Source organism: Pseudolactococcus raffinolactis NBRC 100932, assembly GCF_001591765.1.
In the GTDB taxonomy this organism is placed as follows: domain Bacteria; phylum Bacillota; class Bacilli; order Lactobacillales; family Streptococcaceae; genus Pseudolactococcus; species Pseudolactococcus raffinolactis.
Genome location: NZ_BCVN01000114.1, coordinates 1 through 527, shown reverse-complemented (window position 1 = coordinate 527; position 527 = coordinate 1). Strand labels below are relative to the sequence as shown.

Here is a 527-nt window from a genome sequence, read left to right as displayed (position 1 = left end):
CATTCAAGGTGCAAGTGGTGCTTTAGCAGTAGCTGAAAGGGAGTCAGGCTTTGACCCTAAAGCCGAAAATATCGGCGGTGGTGTGGCAGGTATCTTTCAATGGTCTGGTTGGTCTAATACGGTCAATGGCAATCGTTGGTCTAAGGCTGAAAGTAGAACACTGTCAATGGACGTTGAGTTAAAACTTATGTCTACTGAACTAAACGGTGCATACAAGAGAACAAAAGACTTTGTGAGCGTCTCTACTGACCCTAAACAAGCGAGTTTAGACTGGTCACAATATTATGAGGGTGTATCACTTAGTGACGGTCAAACAAAGGCTGACAAGCTCCAAGATGATGCCCAAAAGTGGTATGACTTACTTAAAGAACATGTAGGCTTTAGTAGCGAAAATGGGCAGTCTGTCAATGGTGTGATGTCAACTGATGTGCCAAGTGGTTGGTCTATTGACACATCATTTAGCGGTCAAGCCTATGATGGCTCTGGTTCATATCCACAAGGACAATGTACGTGGTACGTCTATAACA

General features: G+C 43.8%; 1 protein-coding gene. It reads left to right on the top strand.

The genetic code is table 11. From position 1 onward, the window contains the following. A partial coding sequence (locus tag LRA01S_RS11165; protein WP_255211724.1) for a phage tail tip lysozyme occupies positions 1-527 on the top strand: 527 nt, incomplete at both ends.